This window comes from Fluoribacter gormanii, from assembly GCF_900156395.1.
GTDB lineage: Bacteria > Pseudomonadota > Gammaproteobacteria > Legionellales > Legionellaceae > Legionella > Legionella gormanii.
Genome location: NZ_FTNL01000009.1, coordinates 93,232 through 111,473, shown reverse-complemented (window position 1 = coordinate 111,473; position 18,242 = coordinate 93,232). Strand labels below are relative to the sequence as shown.

Below are 18,242 nucleotides of genomic sequence, written 5' to 3'. Positions count from 1 at the left end.
GTACTATGGCCAATATGATTATTTTGGCAGCACGCAATCCTACATTGACTTTTTTTATTTTAGGTTTGTTATTCTCTCTTGCAGAGTGGTTGAGCCAATCCCGGTCTATGGAAAAAGCTAAAATTATTGAAAGTATATTTTCCTGGTTTTTGCTGTTTAATATCGGTCTGGCTTTTGTATATAACTTTATAATGCATGTCTTCTTTGGTGATTTTACCGCACAGTTTATTGGCTGGCCTCAAAGTCCGTTTCAAATGGAATTGGGATTTGTAAGTTTGGGAATAGCTGTCAATGGGATAATCAGCTTTAGAAGCAAAATGGCATTTCGTGTTGCAACGATTATAGTTCCTGCCATATTCTTATGGGGAGCTGCTGGCGTGCATCTTTTTCAAATGTTTACTGCCCATAATTTCGAACCAGGTAATGCGGGTACTGTATTTTGGACTGATATTCTAATGCCTGCTCTCGCTTTTCTATTGCTCTGGTTGCAATACCGAAATCCGCTTATTCGATAAGCGAGGCCTCGGTCAGCGCAATCCCTCTCAGCATATACTCTATTTTTAGTGTACTGGTGGATTTGACAAAACCGTTAAATGTACCAAAATTTTATAAATATCATAGATTATATGGAGGTGTATCATGAGCAAAGTAACACAATTTAAGAAAGGGACTCCAAGGAAAGGTTCATCCACCAAAGGCTCTTCCATTCAAATTAATCGTTCACAAAATCCATTTCTAAGTCTTCAAAATGAAGTAGATAGATTATTTAGTGATTTTAACCAATTTTTTTCTCCATCTAGATTTAACTGGGGCCAATTTGAGAAAATGGATCTTGCTCCTTCAATGGACATTGTTGAAGATAAAGAGCATTTTTGCGTTCAATTAGAAATGCCTGGTATGGATGAAAAAGACATTAAAGTAACTATATCTGATAATGTGCTCACTATTAGCGGCGAAAAGTCCAGTTCGAAAAAAAATGAAGGTAAAAAATATATTGCCCGAGAAATTAGTTATGGAAGCTATGAGCGTTCTATCTCTTTACCTTCAACTGTTGATTTGACCAAAGCGAAGGCAAGCTTTAAAAAAGGAATGCTTTGGGTTGATTTACCTAAAAAAGTTGAAACTAGAGCAGGTTCTCGAGATATAAAAATTGAACAAGCCGAATAGTTTAATAGGCCCTATGGTTTAGCTATAGGGCGATACTTTAATTATCAAGATCCTCAGGCTTTTATCCAAAAAATACGAACTAAAACGTACAAAATGGTCATGCCTAGAATAGGGATAACAAGAAAGGCAAGGAAATTATAAAATCCTATTCTATTCTCCGCTGAGGCATTATAAAACTCTTTAAATTTTTTCCATAAAGACATTACCAAATAGCTCCAATTCTTGATTAAATCTTATTTTATAAGATTATAGCTCCAGTATAAATGATTCTTATCAACTCTAATCATTACCGAATTACGCTGCGTGCTTCACCCTGGTTACAATGATTAAAAATTATAATTCAACACATTGCGATTGACAGTTTCAAAAAGTCAAAATCACCAAGATCCGCACCAAATTTTGCACTCGCTTGAACCAGAGTATCGGTAATTACTGCTTCAATAATGTCTGTGAGTGGTGTTTCTTTAAAGCGTCTCATTGATTTAATGCGTTTTTCCAAATTTTGTCCCGCAATTGTCTGCGGGTTGGTATGATTCAATTGAAATTGTCCTAGACCAATTTCACTGGTGACCTTATTCAATGTATCTTGATATGAAGTAGTCATACTGGATTTGATTGTCTCTACTAAAGAGTCAACTGTAGCCCCTTGTTTTAGTAACTGAGCACACATATTTGCTAATTCATTGAGCTCATCGAGATAAGCTTGTTGGTTGCGTAACATTAATATCTTCATGGCAGAAATTGCTGTAGAAGCGACTTGGTGTCGATCTACAGTTACCTCAAAAAGTTCTTCTAAAGAAAATATGGGTTGATTTGCTAAATCAGTTTTTCCTTGCACAGTAGACTCCAAAAAATATGATTAAGACGAATGGATTGTTCGGTTGGAATACTAGGGCGTGTTGACATTTTGGTGTCACGGTCAAAAACCAAGCTAATTTGCGCAAATTTCAGCTTGAGTTCGTTAAATAGAGCTGGCTATTCGCCTCACTCAAGTTAAAATTTGCACTAAATTATCCCGATTTTTGACTCGCGCCCCCAAATGTCAACACGCCCTAATGAAAAACAAATAATTGAACATTATGTGGCGTATTTTGCTCCTCTGTAAAGAATTTTTTTAAAGCCTGAATACGTCAATAAGTACAGTATAAATAGAGCAGAGGAGGTGGGTTAAAGGTACTAAAAGTCACATATAGTGGCCATTATATGCCGCATTCTCTATGCTATAATATGTTTCTTTAATTTGAACTGTTTTTCATAGCGAGTAATTAAAATTGATTACCAATCGTATGGAGCTTCGTTCCTATCATACTGAAAGTTGTAGTCATTCCCATGATTTTGCCCAATGGGTTCTACCTCTTTCTGGCTCAATGGAGTTAGAAGCAGGTTATTATTCGGGGACTGTAGATAATCATGTTGGTGTATTTATTGCCCCCAATGAACGACATTGTTTTGCTGGAAGTCAGGAAAATCTTTTTTTAGTGATTGATGTAACTTCTCGACATCATTTTTTCGAGGATCGCGGGTCGCATGCTTTTAATTTAACAGCGAGCATCAAAAAACTTCTCTATTTTACTCATCATTATTTGGCCGCTCATGAAGGAGATTTTTTTGCTGATTCTTTAATTAATCAATTACTCATTCATTTTGCTGCCAAATCTTTTTCACCTGAGTTGGACCAAACTGCGATTAAGGCCAAAAACTGGATTGATTTTTATTTTGCAGAGCCAGTTGATGTAGGTAAAGTGGCGCAGCACTGTCATCTGAGCTTAAGCCAATTGCAACGCCGATTCAAACTCGCTTTAGGCTGTAGTATGGCAGAGTATTGGCGATTTAAAAAATTGCACTATGCTCAGAAATTACTGTCCTCTAAAGAGTGCTCTATTGAAGCCATAGCTAGTGCAGTAGGTTATGAAAATTTGTCTGCATTTAGTAGACGGTTCAGTAAAGTATTTGGTGAATCTCCTTCTCAATGGAGAATAAAAGCGTTATCAGCAAATAAAATGCGTGAAATGGATAATTCAAAATGAGTTCAAAATTGATAAGCTATGGATTCGTTTTCATGTTTCATTCAATGAAGTAATTATAATGAACAAATCCAAGGCTTCTTTTTTCCAGGGTATGTTTTTTCTAATCCTGGCGCAAATTATGGTTGGCGTAAATATTGTTTTTTCCAAGTACGTGCTCTCTTCAATTCCAGTCTTGATTATATTAACACTTCGCTTTACTTTAGCTGCTATCATTTTATTGCCTTTGCACTGGTTTACAGCGGCTAAAAATAAACCGATTAGTTATTATTTTTCGCGTTTGAAGCAAAGAGATTGGTTTTTTATCGGTGCTCAGGCCATCTCTGCAGGGGTGTTGTTTAATTTCCTTATTTTATGGGGATTAAATTATACGGATGCAAATGTCGCCGGTATTATTACCAGTGTGTTGCCTGCAATCATTGCGATGATGTCCTGGATCATTATTGGCGAAAAAATTTCTGGTAAGAAAGCCATTTGTATAGGTTTTGCCACACTTGGATTAATTGTTATTGCATATGATAAGCTTGCAGGAATCCAAGTGAACCATTCTTTTTGGGGGGATGCACTTGTTTTAATCTCTCTCTTGCCCGAAGCAAGCTATTATATTTTAAGTAAAATGCATGCTAATTCCCTGCCAGTATTTCTAATTTCTTCGTTACTTAATGCAATCAATGCCATTATATTATTATTTTGTTTGAGCTTTGGTTCATGGGGCGATTTAATCATTCATCCTTTAGATTGGCTTATTTTGATCATTCTAGGTTTAAGCTCTGGTCTTTTCTATGTTTTTTGGAATTTTGGATGTCAGAAGGTAGATGGTGTAATGGCTTCATTATCTACCGCGGTGATGCCATTAGCTACAGTACTTATTGCCTGGATGCTGCTTGGTGAACGTTTGACTGCTGGACAGTCTATAGGAATGGGAATGGTTATTTTGTCCATTGCTGTATATGCAAAACGCTAGGGTGCATAATAGAGCTCTAATGGTGCAAAGAGTGTTTTATTGGCACGGGTAAGTCGATTTTATTTTGCAACATCTCCTCAAGCCACGTTATGATTTACAATTATTCAATTTTTTAGTTTTGATTATTATGCCTCATTTGATTTTGGAATTAAGTAATAATATTAAGTCTCAGCATTTAAATCAGTTATTTGATCAGTTGCACCAAATGCTTGCAGAAAAACTTCCTACTCAATTATCAAATTGCAGGAGCAGATGTATCGTTCATCCGTTGTTTTATATTGGGGATCAGAGCGCAGTGAATGCTTTTGTACATTTAACTCTGAAAATGCTTCCTGGCAGAGATGATATGAAGAAAAAAAGCATAGGTAAGGAGCTTTTTGATTTATTGGATAATTTTTTCAGAACAGGACAAAATGAATTAAATATCATGTTGTCTGTAGAAGTTTTAGATTTGGATAATCATTATTTTAAAGGCTAAAGTATTCTTTTCCTGAACCAGGTTGTCTCATTCAGGTCATTCTCAAGCAATTGGAACGGGATTCTTATGATTGCGCAAAGTAAATGGGAGCATTTCTCTCATGAATCAGATATAGGGGTGAGGGGGGTTGGTTTTACTTTATCCGAAGCCTTTTCCATGGGCGCTTTAGCTCTGACCAATGTTATTACTAACTCACAATCCGTCCATCCTTCCAAGATTTTGCATGTAAGGTGTGAGGCACCAAGTCAGGAAATTTTATTTGTCGACTGGTTAAATGCCATCATTTATAACATGGCAGTGCACAACATGCTCTTTAGTCAGTTCGATGTCTCCATTAAGGATTTGCGGTTAACTGCTATAATTGCAGGAGAGCCAGTGAATATCAAGCGACATCAACCCGCAGTAGAAGTCAAAGGTGCTACGTTCACAGAATTAAAAGTGTACCACTGCAATAACCTTTGGGTGGCGCAATGTGTTGTAGACGTGTAAGGCTTAGATTCATTCAATAGGCTCTTAGGAGCTAAGGCAGAAAACCAATGGACTTAAACCTGTTAGAAAAAATAAGTGATTTTGAATGGCGAATTCCCAAACATGGGAAAATGCGTGTGCCTGGGATTATTTTTGCCTCAGAAGAGTTAATCCTCAATATGGATATGAAAGTCTATGAACAAGTCACAAATGTAGCAGCTTTGCCAGGAATTGTTCAGGGGTCTTATGCGATGCCCGATGCACATTGGGGGTATGGATTCCCTATCGGTGGTGTTGCGGCATTTGATCCGGACAATGAAGGTGTAGTTTCTGCTGGTGGTGTTGGTTTCGATATTTCTTGTGGTGTAAGACTTTTATCTACGGGATTTAAACGTGAAGAATTTGAACCTTACAAGGAGCAACTGGCAGATGCTCTTTTTGCTCATATTCCTGCAGGTGTAGGAAGTAAAAGTCGCATTAATCTAACGATGAAGCAGATGGATGACATGCTGCATGGTGGTGCTGTTTGGGCTGTGAAGCAAGGATATGGTGAATGGGACGATTTGGAACGAATTGAAGATAATGGTCGAGTAGAAGGGGCATTACCCGAACATGTTTCAGAACATGCCAAAAAAAGACAAAAAAATGAAATGGGTACTTTAGGCTCAGGGAATCATTATTTGGAAATTCAAGAAGTACAAACAATATATTGTGAAAAAACCGCTGCTGCATTTGGTTTGGCTCAGGGAGACGTGGTGGTAAGTATCCATTGTGGTTCTCGGGGCTTAGGCCATCAAATAGGAACTGATTACCTGCGATCCATGTTAATTTACGCACAGGAGCATGGTATCCAGCTCATTGATCGTGAATTAGCATGCGCACCTATCCGTTCACCAATGGGCGAACGTTATTTGGGCGCGATGCGCTCAGGAATTAATTGTGCTCTGGCAAATCGTGAAATCATTACTCATTTTATGCGTGAGGTTTTTCAGAATGAGATGCCGGGAACCCAAATAAAACTGATCTATGATGTATCCCATAATACCTGCAAGGAGGAAACGCATCAGGTTGAGGACAAGACGATGCGTTTATTTGTTCATCGCAAAGGAGCGACTCGAGCCTTTGGGCCGGGGCATCCTCAATTAACAAAAGCCTTTAGCCATGTAGGCCAACCGGTAATTATTGGCGGCAGCATGGGAACGGCATCTTATGTTCTGGTAGGAGTAGCAAGTGCTGAACATAAATCGTTTGGTTCTGCTTGTCATGGGGCGGGACGTGCGATGAGTCGACATCAAGCAACCAAACAATGGCGAGGTAGTGAAATCATTGAGCGATTAGCACAACAAGGCATTTTAATTCGCAGTAGTTCCTATCGTGGTGTTGCAGAAGAAGCTCCAGAGGCATATAAAAATGTTGATTTCGTTGTCGATTCGGCGCAAGCATCTGGGTTAACCCAAAAAGTCGCAAAACTTAAGCCCATTGTTTGTGTCAAAGGATAGCCATTCCATGGCAATTTTTATCGTGTGCTAAAAGGGTTAAGTAATATATTCAACGAAAGAGTAGGTTAATTTGCCATGAGCACTTTTTTTACCTTACATCCAGTTGCGCCATTTAGGTTGGATTATACTGTTTTTGCTTTGCGTAGAAGAAGTAAAAATAATGTTGATCTCTGGGATGGGCAACGTTACACACGACTATTGGTCATAGACAATGTTCCTGTCAAAGTGGTTATTGAGCAAAAAAAAGGACTTGATGAGCCTGAACTGTTGCTCTCTATACAGAGCGAACGTCACGAGTTATCTTCAAACCGAATCACTGATGAACTGGAGATGCTCCTGGGATTGAATCGCAATCTGCATGATTTTTATCAAATCACACAACACGATCCTCAACTAAATCACCTTGTTTGCCAATTTAAGGGTCTTAAACCTCCACGATTTCCCACCATTTTTGAAACACTTGCTAATGCGATTTCCTGTCAGCAAATATCGCTTGATGCTGGATTGCAAATTCAAAATCGTTTGACCGAATTCCTGGGTATAAGACTCAAGGAAAAAGAGCAAGTACTCTATGCATTTCCACAAGTGGAAGCAGTTGCCAATTGCACTGCTTCTGAATTAAAAAAAATAGGCTATAGCACTCATAAAAGTGAAACTCTGATCCGACTAGCGGCAGCGATCGTTGCAGATAAATCAAGTTTTAGTTCCTTGGAAAATAAATCAAATGATGAGGTAATTAACTTTTTATGTCGCTTTAAAGGAGTAGGGCGTTGGACAGCAGAATATGTTTTATTACGTGGCTTAGGGAGAATTGATATTTTTCCTGGGGATGATCTTGGCGCACAAAACAATTTATATCAATTGCTCCATCTTGATAAGAGACCCGATTATAAAAAAATCGCGGAAATTACTGCACAATGGCATCCCTATGCAGGGCTAGTTTATTTCCATTTATTATTACAAAAATTGCATGAAAAAGGAGCGCCAAACTAATTTATTCAAGCTCAAAAATCAATTGGATGAAAGACTATGTTTTGCGATAATTCTTGTATAAAATTATGAGCTTAGTTTGTGAGCAATCAGGAATATTTCACATAAGGAATGTGTCGAATGGAGCATCTACCCTCAAATTCAATTGCTGAGCCTATCGCATCGGATAAAGTTTCTAATGTATTAAAATGGATTCTTTTAATTACCGCAATCATCTGTTTTATGATCCTAATTTGGGGGACCTATAAAACCTATCAGCTTGTTCCTCCTTTACCGCAGCAATTTCAATCTCCTTCGGGACAGATTGTGATGACCGCCGATGATATAGTCGCAGGTAAAGCAGGTTTTCAACGCGCAGACCTTATGGACTATGGAAGTCTTTATGGCATGGGTTCTTATTTTGGAGAGGATTATACAGCAAAATATTTAGTAAGCCTTGGTCGAATTATAGAGGATAAAATAGCACAACAACGTTTCGGTAAACCTTTTATGAATCTGGCAGAAGGGGAACAATACGTTGTGCGCCAGGAAATGCAACGAGATCTGCAACAAACGGATCTGAGCAAACAAACCAGTATGTTGTCACAGCCAGTTGCTGATGCAATATTGCAACTGCGGAATCAAATTTCACAAACCCTGCTTAATCATGATGCCGAAGCCGGTTGGACCAAAGCGTACAGTTTGAATGAACAAACGGCCTTACAAACCGCTGACTTTCTTATTTATTCCTCGCTCACTACGATTGCTCATAGACCAGGACAAAATAGTTCGTATACCAATAATTGGCCCTATGAACCTACTATGGGTAATACACCTACAGCGCATACTTTTTACTGGACTTGGGTATCGTTTTGTTTTGTATTTTTGGGTTTTGGCGCGGTACTTTTTATTTATCACCGATATTTGAGTACTCCTGATGATGCATTTAAAACACCAGTGTTTTTGGGTTTTGAGCCGTTGACACCAAGCCAGCGCAAGGTAGGGCAATATTTTGTTGTCGTTGCCCTGGTTTTGCTAATTCAAATCGCTGTAGGTGCCATTATGGCGCATTATTACACGGAGCGTACGGGTTTTTATGGAATAAAGATTAATGATTATTTACCATTTAATTTCTTACGTGATGTACACATCCAAACACCTATAGTCTGGATCGCTCTTTCATGGGTGAGTGCGGCTGTTTTTATGGCGCCTCTGATTAGTAAAAAAGAAGCGAAGCGACAAGGTTTTTTTGTCGATCTGCTTTTTTGGGTCACTTTATTTATTGTTGGTGGGGCCATTGTTGGTAATTATTTGGGGATTATGGGGTACGTGAATGAATCCTGGTTTTGGATTGGTAATCAAGGTTTGTCTTATCTACAGCTTGGTCGATTATGGCAAATGGGATTTTGTGTCGGTCTTTTCCTTTGGAGCTTTATTGTTTTTCGCGGTATGTGGCCTACCTGGAGTGGCTTAAAAACTGCAACTATTGAGTTTTGGACTGGACGTATTCGTTTAGAGCATCTTTTTTGGGCAAGTACAATAAATGTTGCTGTATTGTATTGCTTTGGAATGATCCCATTAACCGGGATTGAAAAATCGTTCACAATCACTGATTTTTGGCGTTGGTGGGTAGTTCATCTTTGGGTGGAGCAGTCATTTGAATTTTTTGCTGCGTGCGCCACTGCTTATCTCTTAATGGGAACAGGATTGATTTCGCGTTCTTTAGCAGAACGAACCATGTATTTTGAAACAATTCTGGTATTTTTGGGGGGTATCATCGGCACAGGCCATCACTGGTATTGGACAGGTACTCCGGATTTATGGGTGCCGCTAGGATCCATGTTTTCATTCATTGAAGTATTGCCTTTAGTGCTCCTCATTATTGATGCGATTGAACATCATCAATTGATTAAGCGACAACGCGCATTTACATATAATCTGGCCTATCTCTATATCTTAGGCGCTTCCTTTTGGAATTTTGTTGGCGCAGGAGTATTCGGTGGAGGTACACTCAATGCACCACTTGTAAATTATTATGAGCACGGCACATTTCTTACTTTAAACCATGCACATACGGCATTATTTGGTGCATTTGGTTTGCTTGGCCTTGGTTTAATTTATTTTTGCCTGCGCTATGCTGCTGGAGATCGTTACCCCTGGAGTGATCGGTTAGGAATTTGGGCCTTTTGGTTATATAACCTAGGTCTTGTCTTATGGATCGTTTTGAATTTCTTTCCAGTTGGTTGGGCACAGCTAATGGATGTTTATGAGCATGGTTTTGCTCATTCAAGAAGCCTTGAGTTTTATAATACAACACTACTCTGGCAATGGTTACGATTACCTGGAGATGTCGTATTTGCTCTAGGTGCATTATTTATGGCCTATGACTTTATTAAAAAACTAGGTCCTTTTTTTCCTCGTTGGGCAGCCGTGAAGAATTTAGAACAACAACGTGTTCGTGATGTTTAAAGAGTAATTTAATTTAAGGGGGCTGGGCTTTTTATAATGGGTCACTCAACTTATCCTTTGCAAGAGTTTCATGAAATCGTTCAGGCACATCAAATGACTCATGATTTTGATGTGCAAACTATACCCAAAGGAGTTTAGAAAATCGCTCGCAAAGAAAAAATTGCTGATACTAACTTACCTAAACTCGGCGGTACGGATTTATTATCCATCAATTATAGTTTGATATTTGTGCCGCTTTGTTCTACGGATACGCGTAAATTTTTCTGATCTTTTTTATTTATATTCGATTTTTTTTCAGTACAAAGCAATGATAATTAAAAAATCACTTTGTTAATAAAATGTTAAGGTTGATTATTTACAATTTAACTTAATTATATTCAGCGGTTGTTAAAATGAACCTTGCAAAAATATTTCAGTATATAAAAAATAATCTCAATAATCGTTTAAAAACTCCATATGTCTCCAACAGTTATACTGAAATAGCGAAAGAAGAACTCCTTGCTGGAATCCGAATTGCTTTGCAAAATGCTGAAAAGGTACTAACAACAGACCAGATTATTGATGTTTTCAATGCGATGAATCCAGCAAAACGCGCCAATATGAAATTCCCTATTCGAAAAGGTTCAGTCGCATTTCTGACAGATAATAGTAATATTAGTGAACAGGGAATACTCGAACTTCTTGAATGGGCTGAAATAAACCGTTCGGGTTATGGACCTCGATTTGAATTGGTTAATGGTTATTCCTCTCCTAGACATTTCAAAACAGTTCAGGAAATGCGAGATAGTTTTAAATGTCAATCAAATAGTGATATGGCGAAGGTACTGTTTAATCAATTAAAAAATGAAAAATATAGACTTAGATATATTCCACCTTTTGACAGTATTAATCCATTTATTGATTCAGTAAGGCTTAGTGAAAACGAACTTTCGGAACTAACTGAAATGCAAGACATCCTTGCTAAGTATGAAGATTTCGATTTGGTTTGGCCGAAATTTGAACAATTGATCGCTGAATTTAATCAGATACAGTCTCCCTCATTAGTCGATATTGCACGTTTTATCAAATCAATGATTTTATTACATCCCTTTCCCGATGGTAATGGGAGAACCTTTACTTTAGGTATTCTTAATCAGCTGCTCTTGAAAAATAAATTAGGCATTTGTTTGGATTTGGATCCGCGGATTACTCTGTTGTCCTGTGAAGAAATTGCCGTAAGGATAAAAACGAATTTAATTAAGCTGGAACAATTTGAGCTGGAAAAATCATTTGACCCTAACAATGCAGAACAGAAACTAGACTTACTAAAAGATAACTTTAATTCACAAGACTTTGAAAGGAGATTACTCGGGGCACGAGAGACCAAAAATCAAAAAGAGTGGCAAGTGCTTAAAAAATCTCTGGTGAACTATGTTAAAGAAAGTGAGTCTTTATCAGATTTTTTAGCACGAGTAGAGCAATTAAAAAAACCGTTACAACTTCATTTTAATGTAACAACAAACCCCCAAGGAGAAGTGATCTATGGCTCAGCAATGTATCGCTTCTTCCACTATTTTGATCCTTATAAATTTCCAAATTCTTGGGAAACACTCAGAAAATTTGGGCAAGATACTTATGACATAGACATTAATGAACAATACGAACCAAAAAAAGCGCTTCAACTTGTATAGGTGCCAGGCTTTGTTTCTTAGCTCAAAAATAGATCGGTTTTAAAGTATCGGCCTCGAGTTAATGCAATTCTCCGCAACATTAAAATTTAATATGGTTGAGCTTGGCTACCCCTTCGGCAAAGCCAAAGCTTTATTGATTTAATATGGGATGACGCTGCATCCTAAAGTCTCGGACTCAGTGGTGTTATTGTTGATAATATTATCAACTGAATCACGAACCAGCTTAGGAACATTCTCACTGAAGATTGGCTGTATGTCCTCTTTATTTTCTCTTGATACAGCTAATTGAATCATTTGTGGGGTACTGCCTACAATATCTTTTTGATAGAGATATGAAGGACGTCCTTCTACCAGTCCAAATCCCATTCCTTGATGAATAAGCTGGAACCCTGCTTTTTTAATAAAATGTTCAATTTTTTCAAATTTCATTATTGGCACCCTTGTTAAATAAAGAGCAATATTATGAATAATAACCCTAAAAATTTCAATTTAATCAAATTATTAGCATCAAAATTTACAGCGACAAGACTAGTTGGATTACCATCCTCCCTGATACGGTCTATGCTTCTTCATTTGGCTTTCGTTATCACCGCGATGATAATGCAATTTCCAAACAGTTTGATTGATTTTTTTATCCCAAAAAGGATGATAGTCAATGGCAAAACAGCGTTTTAATTTGCCATTTTCCTGTTCCTTATAAATATTGAAACCACCTCCACCGCTTTTCTGATACAAAAGAAATGCTGCTCTGTAATTGCCTTTGCGAAGCAATGCATAAAGTGCTAAAGAGCTGGTTAAAAAACCAATCGTTCGATTAATTGTCTTTTGATTTTCCGGGGATATTTTTTCATTTTTACTCATCATTTTTTATATTGTGGTCTCAGTTACAGAGCATTATTAAGCTGGATTTTATATTATTTAAGACGCTCTCGCTTTAAATTTTAAAAACACTTTAAAATCAATGGGTTGTATGGTATGTATCACAGAGCTAAAGTTTTGTTATAATTTTGAATTAACCTCATATTAAATTGCTTCAAAATGTACATTAAATCCAGCCAATTAGTTTTTTCGCCAACGGATCTCACTCAGTTTATGGAGAGCCCTTTTGTATCCTGGATAGAACATCTGGCAATGGTACGCCCTGATTTATTACCTCCACCTGATAAAAAAGATGAATTAAATGATGTATTGCAGCATTTAGGCCACCAACATGAATTAGAACTCTTGGATTTTTTTGAGCAACAAGGATTATCCATTGCGAATTTGCACCAACAGGACAACTCATATGAGGCAACATTAACGGCCATGAATGATGGCATCGATGTGATTTATCAGGCTCATCTGCAATCGCTTCCATTTCAGGGTTATGCAGACTTTTTAATAAAAACTGCAGGTCAAAGTCGATTTGGTGAATACAGTTATGAGGTTTGGGATACCAAACTTGCCCGCTCTGTGAAACCTGGTTTTCTGCTGCAATTATGTTGCTATGCTGAAATGCTCGAAGTCATGCAAAGTTGTAGAACAGAATACATCACCGTCGTTTTAGGAACTAAGGAGCAGAGACGATTTCGTACTGCTGATTATATTTATTTTTATCAGAATTTGAAAAAAAAGTTTTTATTGGCGCATCAGAATTTTGATCCTGTTGCATGCCCTGATCCAGCTGTATCTAAAAGCTGGGGGAGATGGACCACTTATGCCGAGGAGTTATTAGTCAAAGCAGATCATTTGATTCAGGTTGCAACCATTACAAAAGGACAAATCAAAAAACTGCATCTGGCAGGTATTAAGACGATGACTGCATTAGCTCATGCAGATTGTTCCTGGGTAAAAGGGATTAAACCGGAACGTTTTGCGCGTTTGCAGGCACAAGCTAAAATTCAAAAAGAAAGTAGGGGCAAGGATATCCCTTTATATCAAATGATAGATCATGTCCCAGGCCAAAAATACGGTTTGGCGCTTTTACCTCCAGGATCATCACAGGACGTATTTTTTGATATTGAAGGTTTTCCCCTTGAAGAAGGGGGGCTCGAATATCTTTGGGGGATTGCTTATTTTGATGAGAACGGTCAACGCCAATATAAGGATTTTTGGGCTCATAATTCGCAGCAAGAGAAAGAAAGTTTCCAGGCTTTTATAAAGTGGGTTTATCAGCGTTGGCAAGAAGATCCGAAAATGCATATTTATCATTATGCCAACTATGAAATTTCCGCATGTCGGCGACTCATGGGGCGATATGGTGTGTGCGAAGATGAGGTGGACCAGCTTTTACGTAATGAAGTATTTGTTGATTTATATAAAATCGTCAAAGCCTCTCTGATTATTGGTGAGCCGCGTTATTCCATTAAAAATATAGAGCATTTATATCGAGCCAAACGTGATACTGAGGTGGGATCAGGGGGAGACTCAGTCGTTGTTTACGAACATTGGCGGGAAAATCCAGATGGAGAAAATTGGCAAACGTCAAAAACATTAAATGATATTCGCGCATATAATATTGACGATTGTAATTCCACTCAGGAACTGGTTGACTGGTTAAGAGTACGCCAACAAGAACAAGGTATTACTTACTTAGGTAAAACAGAACCTGTTGAACTTGAGGTAAAGGAAGAATTAAATGAACGTACTCAATTACGCGATCGATTACTGGCAAATACAGAGCGCTTAAAGGCAGAAGGTAATTTACAATTAGCCAAAATAAACTCTATTTTAGCATGGTCCATTGAGTTTCATCGACGTGAAGCCAAGCCGGTGTTCTGGCGTATGTTCGAACGTCTGGGTTTAACTGGAGAAGAGCTACTTGATGATATTGATTGTTTGGCCTATTGTCGACGAACCCCCAAGCCACCCTATAAGCTTTCACCCAAGTCACGTAATATGGCGTATGAGTATTTTTTTGATCCGGAGCAGGAGTTTAAAGGAGGAGCCAAGCAATATTTCATTTTAGGTAAGGAAACAGAAGAGGGAGAGACAGTCACAGCAAATTATTGTGAGAAAGACAGTGACCTGGAACATGGGATTATTGTCTTGCAAATGAAAAATGAAGTGGATGATCCAATTACGTTGATTCCTAATGAATATGTAGATCCTCATTCGATTCCTGATGCAATTGCCAAGCAAGCTGCTTTATTTGACCAAGGTTTGCTTGAACATACCGCGATATTGGATTTTCTGAACAAGTCTTATCCGCGAATTAAAGATCATTCTCAAGGATTAGCAATTGCACCAAGTCATCATCCCGAAGAGCGATTAACTGAAATCATTCGTGCGGTTTTAAATTTAAATAATAGTTATCTGACACTTCAAGGTCCTCCAGGTGCAGGAAAAACCTACACCGGAAAACATCTGATCGCTGAGCTTATTCACAGAGGAAAAAAAGTAGGCATCTCATCAAATAGTCATAAAGCAATCAATAACTTGCTATTGAGTACTGCGAACTATTGCCACAAAAAAGGAATAAAAGGCCATTTTGCCTGCACACGTAATACAGATGGGAACATTGATGCTTTGGATATTGCGGTACTGGAGAACAAAAATCTTGTTGATTTCATTCAACCAGGTTGTGTTGTAGGTACAACAGCCTGGGGGTTTAGCAGAGAAGAATTAGCCAATGCTTTTGATTATCTTTTTATTGATGAGGCAGGGCAGGTTAGTGTTGCGAATTTAATTGCCATGAGTCATGCAACTCACAATATTATCTTAATGGGCGATCAAATGCAGTTGGGACAACCTTCTCAAGGAAGCCATCCTGAAGAAAGCGGTTTATCGATATTAGAGTACTTGTTACACACAACTCCAACAATTCCAGATTCAATGGGGGTTTTTTTGGGTACTACCTATCGAATGCATCCTGCGGTAAATCAATTTATCAGTGACGCGATTTATGAGAGCAAACTGGAAACCGCTCCTGAAAATGAGCATCGCTTAATAAGAATTCCCAAGGGATACCAGGGGGTGCTGAATAAAGAGGCAGGAATTATTCCTGTACCTGTCATGCATGAGGGAAATACCCAAGCCAGTGATGAGGAAGTCCAGAAGATTGTCTTATTAACCAGGGAACTCTTAGGCAGAACATTTAAGGATAATAACTCGCAAAAAATAATCAGTTGGGAAGATATCCTTTTTGTTGCCCCATACAATCATCAGGTGAATAAATTGAAGATAGCACTGGGCGAACAGGCTAAAGTAGGAAGCGTTGATAAATTTCAAGGACAGGAAGCCCCAATTGTATTTTTGAGCATGTGTGCGAGCAATGCAGATGAATCTCCTCGAGGACTTAGTTTTCTTTTTGATAAAAACAGAATAAACGTTGCCATTTCGCGAGCCCAGTGTTTGGCGATTATTGTCTATTCGCCCTCATTGCTTGATGCTACTCCAACGAACATCGAGCAAATTGAGATGATGAATGTATTTTGTCAATTGGTAAAAAATTAGTATGCGTTCCCCCTATTCACGAGCGGTTGGATTTGAGCGCAGTGAGCAGTAATGCATTGAAGTCCAATGTTTTCCACTAATAAACGCGGCGGGGCCTTAATTTATGAGCAATAATCGCAAGTATGCTTACAATAGGTAAGATGATTGGAAATATTATAAATTCAATCATTTTCATCAGATACTTTTTTACTCCAGTCGCTAAGGCATAACGCTCGCTAAACTTTTTAACGATTGGCCAATTACTAATTAAAAAGCCAGTTGGCTCTTTAAACCCGAGGAAAAAATATCCCGTAAAATACCCATAAATATGCAGTATTTTTTTAGGATAAAAAATGTAACACGCGGAAGAAGAGGGCTCTAGATATTCAGTATAATGCCAACAATTTCTTGGCATAAATAACATATCCCCTTTTTCAAGCGTAACTCGATACCCCTCAGCTTGTTGTGTTCTTGGGTACTGTTGATTAATTTCTTCCAAAGGTCGGCTAAAGTCAATCAGGCTATCGCTTACAAAAGGAAGTTTATAAAGCGCTTCGCTTTGATCTTGAGTAAATAATAAAAATCTCTTTTTTCCGCTTAAACATACATGAAGATTACTGCAATGCTCTCTGTCATAATGCATATAGGTATGCGTGTTTTGGCCACCAAAGAAATAGATTACTTTTAAAGTTTTATTAAAGTATCTCGGCCTTAAGGGAATATGTTGCCAAAGGGGTATATGCTTTTCAATCTCGGCAGACTGTTTTTCGGTAAGAATTTGACCAAAGATTCGGTAGGGCATATTTTGTTTTATTTTAGCTATTATTGAACCAAAATCAGCAGGTTGATGTGCAACGCGACGATTATTTTCAAACGTAGCATAGGTTGTGTCTGCATGAATGTGTTTTTCAAAATAATCTAAATTAAAATTACCCCTAAAGTTTTTTATTTTTATGAGTAGCGGTTCGGTCGATTCGTATAGAATGTTTTTGATTTTCTCTTCATCGCCATAAAAATAATCTATGGTCTTTACATCCATGATCTTCATTGATTAACCTTTTGAATTAAATAATAAAAATAAAGTTTCTTACCATAGATAACGGTTTTTTTACGCTCCTTTTTTGCAATGTGACTCAAAGCTGATTTTTTAAACAAAAAAAACCACCAGGGAAGAAATGCTAATCCCATCGAGCCGACGAAATCTGAAAGTTCTGATCCCATTCCATTTTCATCATCATCCAGCATCGAATAGATATAAGGCAATATTTTTTTCTCATTTAAAATTAAGCGATGATAAATAGCTGATTGAACCATTCGAGTTATATCTACCTTTTGAATGACTTTTAACGTGTTCCTTGCCTTTAGATATTCTTCTAATCTTTTTGCTTGTAATTTACCGCTAATATTAAGATCAGAATAACAAAAAAAACCATTAGGAGACAAAACACGCTCTACTTCTGAAAAAAAAAGATCAATTTGTGGGTAAAGATGTGAGCTTTCAAGGTTTGTTATAATATCAAAACTGTTATTTGCAAAAGGTAAACATTCTGCATCGGATTGAATATAATTGATTTTGTTTTCTTTGTAGAAATTATGGTGCGCATGGTTTACTAATTCTTTGGTTAAATCGACACCTAAAGCGTATTTTGTTTTTAATAATTCGGAACTAACTCTTAAACCAATACCATTACCACACCCAATTTCAAGCAGTTTTTTATCAAAAAATTGCATTTTTACTAAGGGTCTTATTAGATAAAAGACAAGTAAGGGGGAATATATATCTTGAATCGTACATATTTTTGAAAAATCAAAGTTCAATGCAGCGTATTCTTTATATATTCGTTTATTCCATAGTCCCCAATTTAAAAAAGATGTATCAAAAATAATATGTGCAAAACTTGTATAGCTCTCTTGAATCTGATTTTTAATTAATTTTACTTCTGAAGAATGAAGAGTCACTCGTCGCATTAAGGAACGAATTTGCTTTAAAGCCTGGCCATACGTTTTAATGTTATTTTCCGTCATTTAACGATTCTAAATAAATAACCTAGCATGGAGTGTTGTATTAATCAAATGTAACTCCTCGCCACACAGCGACAAACAAGTAATCTTGCTCTGTTT

General features: G+C 37.5%; 16 protein-coding genes. 11 read left to right on the top strand and 5 right to left on the bottom strand.

What is annotated here, in order from left to right:
* Positions 1 to 5 precede the first annotated feature (5 nt).
* Together BW930_RS07450 and BW930_RS07445 are read left to right on the top strand one after the other, a co-directional pair.
* Complete coding sequence (locus BW930_RS07450; RefSeq protein WP_058468527.1) at positions 6 to 515, top strand: DUF6790 family protein; 510 nt, start codon at positions 6 to 8, stop codon at positions 513 to 515.
* A 124-nt stretch (positions 516 to 639) separates the two neighbouring features.
* On the top strand, positions 640 to 1,167 hold the full coding sequence (locus BW930_RS07445; protein WP_058468526.1) for an Hsp20/alpha crystallin family protein: 528 nt from the start codon (positions 640 to 642) through the stop codon (positions 1,165 to 1,167).
* Between the two features lie 340 nt (positions 1,168 to 1,507).
* Here the strand turns inward: BW930_RS07445 and BW930_RS07440 are convergent, their stop codons facing one another.
* Complete coding sequence (locus BW930_RS07440; protein ID WP_058468525.1) at positions 1,508 to 2,005, bottom strand: hypothetical protein; 498 nt, start codon at positions 2,003 to 2,005, stop codon at positions 1,508 to 1,510.
* 448 nt (positions 2,006 to 2,453) lie between these two features.
* Between BW930_RS07440 and BW930_RS07435 the strand changes: the two genes are divergently transcribed.
* From BW930_RS07435 to BW930_RS07400, 8 genes are all read left to right on the top strand, one after another.
* Positions 2,454 to 3,194, top strand: coding sequence for an AraC family transcriptional regulator (locus BW930_RS07435; RefSeq protein ID WP_172461609.1), 741 nt, complete (start codon positions 2,454 to 2,456; stop codon positions 3,192 to 3,194).
* Between the two features lie 58 nt (positions 3,195 to 3,252).
* Positions 3,253 to 4,155: a DMT family transporter gene (locus tag BW930_RS07430; protein WP_115266260.1), complete on the top strand. Its 903-nt coding sequence runs from the start codon at positions 3,253 to 3,255 to the stop codon at positions 4,153 to 4,155.
* 127 nt (positions 4,156 to 4,282) lie between these two features.
* The gene (locus BW930_RS07425; protein WP_076547504.1) at positions 4,283 to 4,633 is read left to right on the top strand and encodes a 5-carboxymethyl-2-hydroxymuconate Delta-isomerase; all 351 of its coding nucleotides are present in this window, start codon (positions 4,283 to 4,285) and stop codon (positions 4,631 to 4,633) included.
* Between the two features lie 66 nt (positions 4,634 to 4,699).
* A complete protein-coding gene (locus tag BW930_RS07420; RefSeq protein WP_058468522.1) occupies positions 4,700 to 5,122 on the top strand; it encodes an archease in 423 nt (140 codons plus the stop codon).
* Positions 5,123 to 5,169: 47 nt separating this feature from the next.
* A complete protein-coding gene (locus BW930_RS07415; RefSeq protein ID WP_058468521.1) occupies positions 5,170 to 6,600 on the top strand; it encodes an RtcB family protein in 1,431 nt (476 codons plus the stop codon).
* A gap of 75 nt (positions 6,601 to 6,675) precedes the next feature.
* Complete coding sequence (locus tag BW930_RS07410) at positions 6,676 to 7,593, top strand: DNA-3-methyladenine glycosylase family protein (RefSeq protein ID WP_058468520.1); 918 nt, start codon at positions 6,676 to 6,678, stop codon at positions 7,591 to 7,593.
* 117 nt (positions 7,594 to 7,710) lie between these two features.
* Positions 7,711 to 10,038 carry a nitric-oxide reductase large subunit gene (locus tag BW930_RS07405; RefSeq protein WP_058468519.1) on the top strand — a complete coding sequence of 776 codons (2,328 nt, stop codon included), beginning with the start codon at positions 7,711 to 7,713 and terminating at the stop codon, positions 10,036 to 10,038.
* 392 nt (positions 10,039 to 10,430) lie between these two features.
* Entirely contained in the window at positions 10,431 to 11,708 is a 1,278-nt protein-coding gene (locus BW930_RS07400) for a Fic family protein (RefSeq protein ID WP_058468518.1), read from the top strand.
* Positions 11,709 to 11,846: 138 nt separating this feature from the next.
* Here the strand turns inward: BW930_RS07400 and BW930_RS07395 are convergent, their stop codons facing one another.
* Both BW930_RS07395 and BW930_RS07390 read right to left on the bottom strand, forming a co-directional pair.
* Positions 11,847 to 12,137: a hypothetical protein gene (locus BW930_RS07395; RefSeq protein ID WP_058468517.1), complete on the bottom strand. Its 291-nt coding sequence runs from the start codon at positions 12,135 to 12,137 to the stop codon at positions 11,847 to 11,849.
* A 108-nt stretch (positions 12,138 to 12,245) separates the two neighbouring features.
* The gene (locus BW930_RS07390; RefSeq protein WP_064276574.1) at positions 12,246 to 12,572 is read right to left on the bottom strand and encodes a hypothetical protein; all 327 of its coding nucleotides are present in this window, start codon (positions 12,570 to 12,572) and stop codon (positions 12,246 to 12,248) included.
* Between the two features lie 174 nt (positions 12,573 to 12,746).
* On the opposite strand from BW930_RS07390, the gene BW930_RS07385 reads away from it, so the two are divergent.
* Positions 12,747 to 16,142 carry a TM0106 family RecB-like putative nuclease gene (locus tag BW930_RS07385; RefSeq protein WP_058468515.1) on the top strand — a complete coding sequence of 1,132 codons (3,396 nt, stop codon included), beginning with the start codon at positions 12,747 to 12,749 and terminating at the stop codon, positions 16,140 to 16,142.
* A 76-nt stretch (positions 16,143 to 16,218) separates the two neighbouring features.
* Here the strand turns inward: BW930_RS07385 and BW930_RS07380 are convergent, their stop codons facing one another.
* Both BW930_RS07380 and BW930_RS07375 read right to left on the bottom strand, forming a co-directional pair.
* Positions 16,219 to 17,169 carry a cupin-like domain-containing protein gene (locus tag BW930_RS07380; RefSeq protein ID WP_058468514.1) on the bottom strand — a complete coding sequence of 317 codons (951 nt, stop codon included), beginning with the start codon at positions 17,167 to 17,169 and terminating at the stop codon, positions 16,219 to 16,221.
* Complete coding sequence (locus BW930_RS07375) at positions 17,166 to 18,146, bottom strand: class I SAM-dependent methyltransferase (RefSeq protein ID WP_058468513.1); 981 nt, start codon at positions 18,144 to 18,146, stop codon at positions 17,166 to 17,168. Before BW930_RS07375 ends, BW930_RS07380 begins: the two co-directional genes overlap by 4 nt.
* Positions 18,147 to 18,242 lie beyond the last annotated feature (96 nt).

What these genes read in the sequence shown, in the direction of transcription:
- BW930_RS07450 (WP_058468527.1), top strand. Translation starts at nt 6, where the DNA reads ATGGCCAATATGATTATTTTGGCAGCACGCAATCCTACATTGACTTTT.
- BW930_RS07445 (WP_058468526.1), top strand. Translation starts at nt 640, where the DNA reads ATGAGCAAAGTAACACAATTTAAGAAAGGGACTCCAAGGAAAGGTTCA.
- BW930_RS07435 (WP_172461609.1), top strand. Translation starts at nt 2,454, where the DNA reads ATGGAGCTTCGTTCCTATCATACTGAAAGTTGTAGTCATTCCCATGAT.
- BW930_RS07430 (WP_115266260.1), top strand. Translation starts at nt 3,253, where the DNA reads ATGAACAAATCCAAGGCTTCTTTTTTCCAGGGTATGTTTTTTCTAATC.
- BW930_RS07425 (WP_076547504.1), top strand. Translation starts at nt 4,283, where the DNA reads ATGCCTCATTTGATTTTGGAATTAAGTAATAATATTAAGTCTCAGCAT.
- BW930_RS07420 (WP_058468522.1), top strand. Translation starts at nt 4,700, where the DNA reads ATGATTGCGCAAAGTAAATGGGAGCATTTCTCTCATGAATCAGATATA.
- BW930_RS07415 (WP_058468521.1), top strand. Translation starts at nt 5,170, where the DNA reads ATGGACTTAAACCTGTTAGAAAAAATAAGTGATTTTGAATGGCGAATT.
- BW930_RS07410 (WP_058468520.1), top strand. Translation starts at nt 6,676, where the DNA reads ATGAGCACTTTTTTTACCTTACATCCAGTTGCGCCATTTAGGTTGGAT.
- BW930_RS07405 (WP_058468519.1), top strand. Translation starts at nt 7,711, where the DNA reads ATGGAGCATCTACCCTCAAATTCAATTGCTGAGCCTATCGCATCGGAT.
- BW930_RS07400 (WP_058468518.1), top strand. Translation starts at nt 10,431, where the DNA reads ATGAACCTTGCAAAAATATTTCAGTATATAAAAAATAATCTCAATAAT.
- BW930_RS07395 (WP_058468517.1), bottom strand. Translation starts at nt 12,137, where the DNA reads ATGAAATTTGAAAAAATTGAACATTTTATTAAAAAAGCAGGGTTCCAG.
- BW930_RS07390 (WP_064276574.1), bottom strand. Translation starts at nt 12,572, where the DNA reads ATGATGAGTAAAAATGAAAAAATATCCCCGGAAAATCAAAAGACAATT.
- BW930_RS07385 (WP_058468515.1), top strand. Translation starts at nt 12,747, where the DNA reads ATGTACATTAAATCCAGCCAATTAGTTTTTTCGCCAACGGATCTCACT.
- BW930_RS07380 (WP_058468514.1), bottom strand. Translation starts at nt 17,169, where the DNA reads ATGAAGATCATGGATGTAAAGACCATAGATTATTTTTATGGCGATGAA.
- BW930_RS07375 (WP_058468513.1), bottom strand. Translation starts at nt 18,146, where the DNA reads ATGACGGAAAATAACATTAAAACGTATGGCCAGGCTTTAAAGCAAATT.